Here is a 9556-nt window from a genome sequence, read left to right as displayed (position 1 = left end):
TTGGTACCTGCCACCCTACTCCCCCGACCTCAACCCGATCGAGCAGGCCTTCGCCAAGATCAAGCATTGGATGCGACAAGCTCAGAAGCGTACCGTCGAGGACGCTTGGCGCCACATCGGCCACCTCGTTGCGACGATCGAACCCGGCGAATGCAAAAACTACTTCGCAAACGCCGGATACGCTTCCGTCAAAACGTGAAAGACTCTAGGCTATTCCCGAAGTGGGGTCGGTTTTGCTGCGATCTCCGGTTCAGATTATGTTGCCTGTCGTCTCGTCGATGGGAACAAGGAAGTCGCGCCATTTGCTGACCTTCGATGCGCCGCGCAAAAGCGGACGTCCGGTAGGAGGCATTCGGGGTTTTTCGTCGGCAGCCTCGATCATGTGCCGGCGCTCACCTGCGTTCGCTCAATCGTTCGGTTTGTCTATCTGACTGGAACAAAAGCGTTCCTGCGTTGTTCTCCAATCGTCCTGATGTTCGACGGGCTGGTTCAAATGCCAGCCAGGGCAGTCCTCGTCGCAGCTACGCGAGGACTAGGGATGGCGAGGCAAATGGATCCTGACGATCTCAACCCGGAACGGATCGTCACCGTGTTCGGCGGAACCGGCTTTCTCGGGCGCAGGATCGTGAAGCGGCTCCTGGAAAGGGGTTTCACGGTCCGTGCCGCATCTCGCCATCCGGCTCGCGTGGCCCTGGTCTTTTCCTCGAGTACAAGGATGCCCGAAGCAGTCGAGGCGGATATATTGGATGCGTCCTCGATCGGGTCGGCCATTACCGGATCACAGGTGATCGTGAATGCTGTCAGTCTTTACGTCGAGCAGGGCGTCCAGACCTTTGAACGCGTCCATGTGAAAGCCGCGGCCGATCTCGCTGCCGCGTCGCGCAACGGCGAGATCGATCAGTTCGTCCAGATTTCAGGGATCGGCTCCGATCCTCAATCGGATTCGAATTATATAAGGGCACGTGGACGCGGAGAAGTTGCCGTGGAAAGCGCATTTCCCGGCGCTTTCATTGTGCGTCCCGCCGTCATGACAGGACCTGACGACGCTTTCCTCACGACCATTGTGAGGATGATACGCCTCCTGCCGGTTTATCCGCTGTTCGGCGATGGTGGCACACGGCTTCAGCCGGTCTATGTGGCAGACGTCGCGGAAGCAGTGAGCCGGCTGATCGACGGGCGGAGCCACATGGGTTCATCCATATTCGAATTCGGTGGCCCGCGTATCTATACCTATAAGGAACTGCTTCGGGAGATCGCCCGACAGCTCGATACGCACGTCAAGCTGATGCCGGTGCCGTTTGCGGTATGGAACGCCTTGGCTGGCGTCGCGGAACTCCTCCCGGCTGCCCCCATAACGCGCAACCAGATCGATCTTATGCGTCAGGATAATGTGGCAGCAAATGACGCGCCGGGCCTGAAGGAACTCGACATCGAGCCGCGGGATATCGACGAGGTGATCCGCGTGATCGAACAGCGCCGTGGCGTAGGCTCGCGCTCGTCTCCGCCTTAGGACGGCCCCCTGATCCCGGCGGGAACCTATCGCCGCGCGACAGGTTGGTCGAGCTTGAAGCCAATGAAAGAAGGAAAAGAACTATGGCCAGATGCGATCAATGCGGGAATGACTACGACAAGGCTTTCAAAGTGACGATGGCCGACGAGACCTACACGTTCGACAGCTTCGAATGCGCGGTCCAGAAACTTGCTCCGACGTGTCCGCATTGCGGATGCCGGATCATCGGACATGGCGTCGAACAGGATGACATCATCTACTGCTGCGCACATTGCGCCGCGGAGGAAGGTGCGAGCGCGCTGACCGATCGCGCGCCTTGATGCACCTCCTTTGGCGTCTCCAGGGCGACCATTCCGAATGACTGCGCCGGCTCACCCCAGATGGCCAGTGCTGTCAGCCCGAAGACGACCAGCCGAGGTCAAGGCGCACCGCACGCTGATGGAGGCAATGGATGCAGTCGGCCGCGAATCGGAGCGCCGCATCGAAGGCGCCGCCGATTTCTGGCTGTCGCGCCAATCCGATTGCGGAAAATTATCGGTGCGCTTCGACAAAGGCAGCGTGCGTCGTCTTGATCGCGCCAGAGCTGTCATGTTCTTGCACGTTCAACAACCCGCGCTCGACGGATCGGTTAGACGTCGTTCCGTGGCAAGTCGGCTCCACCTTGGACAAGTCGCTCCACAACGGCGGCCGCCTCCTCTGGAATGGCTGGTATGGTGCCCGACTTCCGCGTCGATCCGAAATCGAGGCCGGCGAAAAAGAGGCCTGGAACAGCGCTGACGCCATCCTCGTGGACGGGCTGGCCGGCTGCATCGAGCGCGCCGGGAAGCCGAACCCATGAGAAATCGCCGGTGAAGCCCGTGCACCAGACCACCGATCTGATGCCGCTCGCCGTCCAGTCGAGGGAGCGGATCGGCGGATCGGGCAGGCGCGGTTCGATCGTCTCATCCTGATCGTCCTCGGCCAGTGGCGCATCGAGGCCGGCGCGCTCTATGTACTCGTCAACCAGGCGCTTGGCATCCGCCGAAACCTCGTCGGCAAATCGCATATGGTCGTCGAGCTCGTCGCCGAAGACGAGGTTGCCATTCTCCACACCCCTGAAGCGGCCTAGCAGCACCACGCCCTGCGCGCTCAGCGATTGCAGGCTGATCGTGTGGGTCGCGCCGACCAGCGCGCGGGCCTGCAGCTTGCCGGAGGGAAGGACGAGTTCCTTGCGCGGGACGTCGAGAAACCCGGATAGCGTCAGCCATTTAAGTATGTTGCCCCCGCGGTATCGCCGCACCCAACGGCCGTTGCGGCTGGTCGCCAAAAAGACCACACGTCCGGCCAGCGCCAGATCCTCGGCGATCTGGCCGCCCGACTGGCCGCTGCCGACCACCAGCACCGCGCCACTCTCGAACTCGGCCGGGTTGCGATAAGCCGAGGAATCGACTTGGCGAATTGCGGTTGGCAAGTCAGTCGATCCTGGTGGCCGAACCTGCCGATTTTGGTCGCCAGTGGCGATCACCACATTGCGCGCCAGAAACGCCCCGTCCGTCGTGGTGATACGAAAGATCCCATCGTCTCTCGTCAGCTCATGTACTGGATTTTGGGTGCTTACCGGCAGACGGTGCCGCTCGGCATAGCCTTCGAGATACGCGACAAACTCGTGGTGGGTTATCGCGCCCCACGGCTCGGGCCCCTCGTAGGAATCACCGGGTAAGATGGAGCGAATGGTCGGCGAATTCAGTCGAAACGAGTTCCATCGCTGCGTTCGCCACGTTTCGCCGATCCGGCCTCGATCGAGCACACGGTGGTTGCGGCCCCGCCGTTTCAAGAAATAGCTGACGCCGAGCCCCGCCGGCCCGGCGCCAATAACGAGGGCGTCAAGAACTTCGCTCATGCATTCCCCCTGCCAACCATACGTCCACAAGATCGTATGGCTCGGCGTGGGGCAAGAATAGAGTTCCGGCTGGGATTGCGCTATCCGCGCCGGCTCACCCCCAGATGGCCAGCCCCGTCAGGCCGACGATGCCGACGACCAGCCGCCACCAGCCGAACAGCGCATAGCCGTGGCGCGAGACGTAGTCGAGCAGGAAGCGCACGACGATTAGCGCGGTGACGAAGGCGGCGACGAAGCCGACGGCGATTATGGGCAGGTCGGCGCTGCTCAGTACATTGCGGTTCTTGAACAGGTCGAAGGCGAAAGCGCCGACCATCGTCGGGATGGCAAGGAAGAAGGAGAATTCCGCCGCCGCCCGTTTGTCGACGCCGAGCAGCAGCGCGCCGACGATCGTCGAGCCCGAGCGCGACGTGCCGGGGATCAGCGACAAGCACTGAAACAGCCCGATCTGCAGATAAAGCCTGGTCGGAAACCGCTCGACATCGTGGTAATACGGCTTCGGCTTCATGCGATCGACCAGCAACAGGATGACACCGCCGATGATCAGCATGATGCAGATCAGCCGCGGCGATTCGAACAGCACCGTCTTGATGAAATCATGCGCCAGCGCGCCTATGATTGCCGCCGGCAGGAATGCGATGAGGATGCCAAGGACGAAATGCCGCGTCAGCCGGTCGTAGGGCAGCTCGAGCAGCATCTTCCAGAGACGGCGGAAGTAGACGCTGAGGATCGCCAATATGGCGCCGAGCTGGATCAGGATTTCGAAGGCCTTTCCGGTCGAATGAAAGCCGAGGAAATGGCCGGCGAGCAGGATATGACCGGTCGAAGACACCGGAATAAACTCGGTCAGGCCCTCGAGCATGCCGAGCAGCAGCGCTTCGACGACGGTCTGGCTTTCCATGGCTACCTCGGCGTTGGAGTGAGGTCTTGAGAAACGGCTTGCTTGTCACGGCGCGGAACTCCCCCTATAGGTCCCAGCACCCTGACAGCCCCTGAATCGGGCGGCCAAGACTTACCGGCGCAGCCGGCGATTTGCCAGTGCGCTTTATTATCGCGGGACCATGCTGACGCTTTTCCACCATCCGATGTTCGCCAGCTGCCGCTTCGTCCGCCTCGCCTTTGGCGAGTATGGCGAGGAACTGGCGCTGATCGAAGAGAAGCCGTGGACGCGGCGCAAGGAGTTCCTGGCACTGAACCCGGCCGGCACGCTGCCGATCCTGCTCGCCGAAGGCGACGTGCCGATCGTCGGCGCGATGGTCATTGCCGAATATCTCGACGAGACGCGCGGCGTACTCAAGCGCGACAAGCGGCTGTTCGCCGAGGATCCGATGGAGCGCGCCGAAATCCGCCGGCTGACCGACTGGTACCTCAACAAGGCGGAAAGCGAGGTTACCCGGCATCTGGTGCGCGAGCGCGTTCTGAAGCCGGTCATGCCGGAAACGGCAGGCGGCGGCTCGCCCGATTCGGCGGCGATCCGCGCCGCCCGCGCCAATATCCGCCAGCACATGAAATACACCAACTGGCTGGCCGGAACCCGTCATTGGCTGGCCGGCAACAAGGTCACCTATGCCGATCTCGCGGCGGCAGCAGCACTGTCGGTGCTCGACTATCTCGGCGAGATCGACTGGCGCGAACACAGCGCCGCGCGCGAATGGTATACAAGGGTGAAATCACGGCCTTCGTTCCGGCCGCTTCTGTCCGACCGGGTGCGTGGCCTGTCGCCGGTGTCACACTATGCGGACCTCGATTTCTGATACGGCAAAGCTGCGCGCGCTGATCGACCGCGAGGCGCGGAACGCCGGCTTTGACGCCGTTGCCGTCACAACGCCCGATGCGATTCCGCAGGCGCCGAAACGGCTGGCCGAATTCGTTGCCGACGGCTTTCACGGCTCGATGGGCTGGATTGCCGAAACACTCGAGCGGCGAGGCAAACCGACGACGCTTTGGCCGGAGGTCCGCTCGATCATCGTGCTGGCGATGAATTACGGCCCCGACCACGATCCACGCGAGGTGCTGGCGAAGCGCGACCGCGGCGCGATCTCGGCCTATGCGCAGAACCGCGACTACCATGACGTGATGAAAGGCCGACTGAAGGAGATCGCCGGCAAGATCGTGGTGCGCGCCGGCGGTGACGTGAAAGTGTTTGTCGACACCGCGCCGGTGATGGAAAAGCCGCTGGCCGAGGCGGCCGGCCTCGGCTGGCAAGGCAAGCACACCAACCTGGTCAGCCGCGCGCATGGCTCCTGGCTGTTCCTCGGCACCATCTTCACGACGGCCGAACTGGTGCCGGACGCGGCGGAGGACGATCATTGCGGCTCCTGCCGGGCCTGCCTCGACGCCTGCCCGACCGATGCCTTTCCGGCGCCCTATCGGCTCGATGCGCGGCGCTGCATTTCCTACCTCACCATCGAGAACAAAGGGCCGATCCCACATGAGTTCCGGGAAAAGATCGGCAATCGCATCTATGGCTGCGACGACTGCCTGGCCGCCTGTCCGTGGAACAAGTTCGCCCAAGCTGCTTCGGAGGCAAAGCTTGCCGCCCGCGCGGACTTGCGCGAACCGTCGCTCGCCGAGTTGCTGCGCCTCGACGACGCTGCCTTCCGCGCGCTTTTTTCGGGCTCGCCGATCAAGCGCATCGGTCGCGATCGTTTCATCCGCAACGTGCTGATCGCCGCCGGCAATTCTCAGGATTTGTCGCTTGCCGGCGCCGTCCGCGCGCTGCTCGACGACGCCTCGCCCCTGGTTCGCGGAGCCGCGGTATGGGCGCTATCGCGGCTGGTGCCGGGTCGGGAGTTTGCCGAACGTGCCGCAACCGCTTTGCAAGCAGAAGATGACGAGGCTGTGAGAGGCGAATGGCTTCTGGCCCTGCCAAAGCCGATCGAGGCGCATACATGACCAAAAAGCAGGTTTTCATCTTCGGCGCCGGTTATTCGGGCAAGGCCTTCGCCCGCGCCAACAGGGATGCCGACACAACGATCTTCGGTACAACACGGTCGCCGGAAAAATTCGCGGCGCTGCGGCAAGCCGGTATCGTGCCGCTGCGTTTCGATGGCACGCTGACCTCCGAAATCGGCGATGCGCTTGGGAAGACAACCCATCTCGTCGTTTCGGTCGCGCCGGACGAGGCCGGCGACCCGGTGCTGGGCGCGGCTCGCGAGGTGATCGCAGCCAACATGCCGGAGCTCGAATGGATCGCCTATCTCTCCACCGTCGGCGTCTATGGCGACCATGGCGGCAATTGGGTGGACGAGGCCGCCGAATGCCGGCCAGTATCGAAGCGATCAGTGATGAGGGTTGCCGCCGAGCAGGATTGGCTGAAACTGGGCCACGACGTCGGCCGGCCGGTGGCGATCCTGCGGCTTTCCGGCATTTATGGGCCAGGCCGCAACGCCCTGGTCAATCTGGAAAACGGCACCGCCCGGCGGTTGGTCAAGCCGGGCCAGGTGTTCAACCGCATCCATTGCGACGATATTGCCGGCACGCTCTGGCATCTCGCCGAAGGCAATCGCGGCGGCATCTTCAACGTCACCGACGACCTGCCGGCGCCGCCGCAGAACGTCGTCGCCTATGCCGCCAGGTTGATGGGCATCGAGCCGCCACCCGAAATTCCGTTCGAGACCGCCCAACTTTCGCCCATGGCGCGGTCCTTCTATGGCGAAAATAAGCGTGTCGCCAATGCAGCGATCAAGGCGGCCGGCTATGGCTTTCGCTTCCCCGACTACCGCTCGGCTCTCGACGCCATGTGGGCGAGCGGCGACTGGCGCGACGGCGAGGCGCGCAGCCCGATGAAACGGTCGTGATCGATATGTTGCGCGGGGCGTAGTATGATGCGGTTCAAATCGCGGAGGGGTCCAGCTTGGGGAAGACGTTAAAGCGAGCGTTGCCCGGCAAAACGCTGCTGCTTTCGGCAGCACTGGCCGTCGCCGGCTTGACGGCGCTTGCAGCGCAGACGACGAGCGCCGAGGAACGAGCAAAAGACCTGTTCGGCGCCAAAAAGCTGCCGGCACTCGCAGCAGCGCAATCGATCGGCTTTTATTCCAAAGGCTGTTTTTCCGGCGGCGTCGCCCTGCCCCTGGACGGCCGGCATTGGGAGGTGATGCGGCCGTCGCGCAATCGCCGCTGGGGCCATCCGGCAATGATCGCGCTGATCGAGAAACTGTCGCGCGATGCCGCGGCCGACGGCTGGCCGGGCCTGCTGATCGGCGACATCTCGCAACCGCGCGGCGGTCCGATGCTGACCGGCCATGCCTCGCACCAGATCGGCCTCGACGCCGACATCTGGCTGACGCCGATGCCCGACCGCAAGCTTTCTACCGAAGAGCGCGAAAACATCAGCGCTACCTTGATGGTCGATGAAAAGACCCATCTGGTGAAGGACGGGCTGTGGACGCCGATGCATACGCGGCTGTTGAAGCGCGCTGCGAGCTATCCTGAAGTAGAGCGCATCCTGGTCAATCCAGGGATCAAGAAGAAGCTCTGCGACACGGTCAAAGGCGACCGCAGCTGGTTGCGCAAGGTCAGGCCGTTCTGGGGCCACGACTACCACTTCCACATTCGCATCGGCTGCCAGGCTGGATCACCCGACTGCAAGGCGCAGGAAGCGACGGTGCCGGGCGATGGCTGCGACCAGGCGCTGGCGTGGTGGTTCACCGAGGAGCCGTGGCGCCCCAACAAGAACCCGGACAAGCCGAAGGCACGCGACGTGATGACGATGGCGAACCTGCCCAGGCAATGCCAGTTCGTGCTCGACGCGCCGGCTCCGGCCTCGGCGGAAGCAGTCACCTACCATGGCGACGGCGTGCCGATCGCGGCCGTACCTGCTCCCGCGACAGAGCCTTCGCCGCCGCCGACGGTCGCAGCCGGCGCGGCAGCGCTTCCGGCCTCGGCGAACGCCTTTGTGGCGACCCCCGAGATCCGCATTCCACTGCCGCGTCCACGACCGGGGCACTGATGGGGGCGGCGTGCTCGCTGTCTGCATCCGTGCATCTCCACTTCGAAAACCGATTTCCCTTTTTGCGGTCATGCGCTAGTCAACGAGAGAACGGCGATACGCGTCGGGAACGGACGAGAGCATGCCAGGCGTAAGCGACGACGACACTCTGTTGCGATTTCCGATCCTGATCGGCGACATAGGCGGCACCAATGCGCGCTTCTCGATCGTGCTTGACGCGAATTCCGAAGCCGGCGAGCCGACGATCGTCCAGACCGCCAACTTCAATACGATAGACGAGGCGATCCAGTCGGCCGTGCTCGACCGCTCGTCGGTCCGGCCGAATTCGGCTGTGCTGGCGGTAGCCGGTCCTGTCGAAAGCGACGAGATCCCGCTTACCAATTGCCCATGGATCGTCAAGCCGAGACAGATGTTCGCCAGTCTCGGTCTCAGCGACGTCGTCGTGCTCAACGACTTCGAGGCACAGGCGCTGGCTGTCGTCGCGCTCGGCGAAGAGCATATGGAAAAGATCGGCGGTGACGCGCCGGAACCGAATTCCGGGCGGGTGGTGCTCGGCCCGGGAACGGGGCTCGGCGTCGCCGGGCTGGTCTATGCGCTGCATCACTGGATCCCGGTGCCCGGCGAGGGGGGCCATATGGATATTGGGCCGCGCTCGCCGCGCGATTTCCAGGTGTTTCCGCATATCGAGAAGCTCGAGGGCCGCATCTCCGGCGAACAGATCCTGTCCGGGCGCGGCCTGGTCAATGCCTACCGGGCGGTGGCCAAGGCGGACGGCAAGCCGTCGCCCTTTACCACGCCTGCCGAGGTAACCGCCGCGGCGCTGGCAAAGAACGATCCGGTGGCCGAAGAGGCGCTGTCGATCTTCGTCACTTGCCTGGGGCGCACCGCCGGCGACCTAGCTCTGGTGTTCATGAGCCGCGGCGGCGTGTTTCTCACCGGCGGCATCGCGCAAAAAATCCTGCCGGCACTGCGCACCGGCAATTTTCGCGCCGCCTTCGAGGACAAGGCGCCGCACAGCGCCCTGATGCGCAGCATGCCGGTCTATGTCATCACCCATCCGCTGGCGGCGCTTTTAGGACTGGCCGCCTATGCCAGAAATCCGTCGCTGTTCGGCGTGCAGACGGCGGGGCGGCGCTGGCGGGTCTAGGACACAAGCTGCGCCGCGACGAAGTTTCGCCGTCCCCAGCCATAGGCAAGCCGCCATTGGGGCGGTAAG

General features: G+C 63.4%; 11 protein-coding genes and 1 pseudogene. 9 read left to right on the top strand and 3 right to left on the bottom strand.

Annotation, left to right across the window (positions count from 1 at the left end; translation table 11 throughout):
- Positions 1-199 (top strand): transposase (locus NKH13_RS17025; RefSeq protein ID WP_352913171.1); only part of this gene is annotated, 199 nt, incomplete at its 5' end.
- Positions 200-250: 51 nt separating this feature from the next.
- Here NKH13_RS17025 and NKH13_RS17020 read toward each other — a convergent pair.
- Entirely contained in the window at positions 251-382 is a 132-nt protein-coding gene (locus NKH13_RS17020) for a hypothetical protein (RefSeq protein ID WP_352913170.1), read from the bottom strand.
- Here NKH13_RS17020 and NKH13_RS17015 point away from each other — a divergent pair, their 5' ends adjacent.
- From NKH13_RS17015 to NKH13_RS35635, 3 genes and pseudogenes are all read left to right on the top strand, one after another.
- Complete coding sequence (locus NKH13_RS17015; RefSeq protein WP_352913168.1) at positions 383-1510, top strand: complex I NDUFA9 subunit family protein; 1128 nt, start codon at positions 383-385, stop codon at positions 1508-1510. It begins immediately after the preceding gene.
- An 83-nt stretch (positions 1511-1593) separates the two neighbouring features.
- Positions 1594-1830, top strand: coding sequence for a metallothionein (locus NKH13_RS17010; protein WP_352913167.1), 237 nt, complete (start codon positions 1594-1596; stop codon positions 1828-1830).
- 94 nt (positions 1831-1924) lie between these two features.
- Positions 1925-2071, top strand: a pseudogene (locus tag NKH13_RS35635) (PDDEXK family nuclease); the annotation flags it as partial.
- A 67-nt stretch (positions 2072-2138) separates the two neighbouring features.
- Here the strand turns inward: NKH13_RS35635 and NKH13_RS17005 are convergent.
- Both NKH13_RS17005 and NKH13_RS17000 read right to left on the bottom strand, forming a co-directional pair.
- On the bottom strand, positions 2139-3389 hold the full coding sequence (locus NKH13_RS17005; RefSeq protein ID WP_352913166.1) for a flavin-containing monooxygenase: 1251 nt from the start codon (positions 3387-3389) through the stop codon (positions 2139-2141).
- 94 nt (positions 3390-3483) lie between these two features.
- A complete protein-coding gene (locus tag NKH13_RS17000; protein WP_352716003.1) occupies positions 3484-4290 on the bottom strand; it encodes an undecaprenyl-diphosphate phosphatase in 807 nt (268 codons plus the stop codon).
- Positions 4291-4450: 160 nt separating this feature from the next.
- Between NKH13_RS17000 and NKH13_RS16995 the strand changes: the two genes are divergently transcribed.
- The 5 genes from NKH13_RS16995 to NKH13_RS16975 all read left to right on the top strand — a co-directional run bounded on the left by NKH13_RS16995 (position 4451) and on the right by NKH13_RS16975 (position 9487).
- Positions 4451-5143, top strand: coding sequence for a glutathione S-transferase family protein (locus tag NKH13_RS16995; RefSeq protein ID WP_352476844.1), 693 nt, complete (start codon positions 4451-4453; stop codon positions 5141-5143).
- The gene (queG, locus tag NKH13_RS16990; RefSeq protein ID WP_352913164.1) at positions 5124-6284 is read left to right on the top strand and encodes a tRNA epoxyqueuosine(34) reductase QueG; all 1161 of its coding nucleotides are present in this window, start codon (positions 5124-5126) and stop codon (positions 6282-6284) included. Before NKH13_RS16995 ends, queG begins: the two co-directional genes overlap by 20 nt.
- A complete protein-coding gene (locus tag NKH13_RS16985) occupies positions 6281-7189 on the top strand; it encodes an SDR family oxidoreductase (protein ID WP_352715997.1) in 909 nt (302 codons plus the stop codon). The genes queG and NKH13_RS16985 overlap by 4 nt, the downstream gene beginning before the upstream one ends.
- Before the next feature lie 56 nt (positions 7190-7245).
- Entirely contained in the window at positions 7246-8340 is a 1095-nt protein-coding gene (mepA, locus tag NKH13_RS16980) for a penicillin-insensitive murein endopeptidase (protein ID WP_352715994.1), read from the top strand.
- Positions 8341-8461: 121 nt separating this feature from the next.
- Positions 8462-9487, top strand: coding sequence for a glucokinase (locus tag NKH13_RS16975; RefSeq protein ID WP_352466604.1), 1026 nt, complete (start codon positions 8462-8464; stop codon positions 9485-9487).
- The last annotated feature ends 69 nt before the right edge of the window (positions 9488-9556 follow it).

The organism is Mesorhizobium sp. M1348 (assembly GCF_040317925.1).
Lineage (GTDB): Bacteria > Pseudomonadota > Alphaproteobacteria > Rhizobiales > Rhizobiaceae > Mesorhizobium.
The sequence above is the reverse complement of the archived record's forward strand: the minus strand, read 5'-3'. Positions and strand labels throughout refer to the sequence as shown.

Bases quoted from the DNA above. Each gene is read 5' to 3' on its own strand.
- NKH13_RS16985 (WP_352715997.1), top strand. From the start codon at position 6,281: ATGACCAAAAAGCAGGTTTTCATCTTCGGCGCCGGTTATTCGGGCAAG.
- NKH13_RS16975 (WP_352466604.1), top strand. From the start codon at position 8,462: ATGCCAGGCGTAAGCGACGACGACACTCTGTTGCGATTTCCGATCCTG.
- NKH13_RS17020 (WP_352913170.1), bottom strand. From the start codon at position 382: ATGATCGAGGCTGCCGACGAAAAACCCCGAATGCCTCCTACCGGACGT.
- NKH13_RS17010 (WP_352913167.1), top strand. From the start codon at position 1,594: ATGGCCAGATGCGATCAATGCGGGAATGACTACGACAAGGCTTTCAAA.
- queG (WP_352913164.1), top strand. From the start codon at position 5,124: ATGCGGACCTCGATTTCTGATACGGCAAAGCTGCGCGCGCTGATCGAC.
- NKH13_RS17005 (WP_352913166.1), bottom strand. From the start codon at position 3,389: ATGAGCGAAGTTCTTGACGCCCTCGTTATTGGCGCCGGGCCGGCGGGG.
- NKH13_RS16995 (WP_352476844.1), top strand. From the start codon at position 4,451: ATGCTGACGCTTTTCCACCATCCGATGTTCGCCAGCTGCCGCTTCGTC.
- NKH13_RS17000 (WP_352716003.1), bottom strand. From the start codon at position 4,290: ATGGAAAGCCAGACCGTCGTCGAAGCGCTGCTGCTCGGCATGCTCGAG.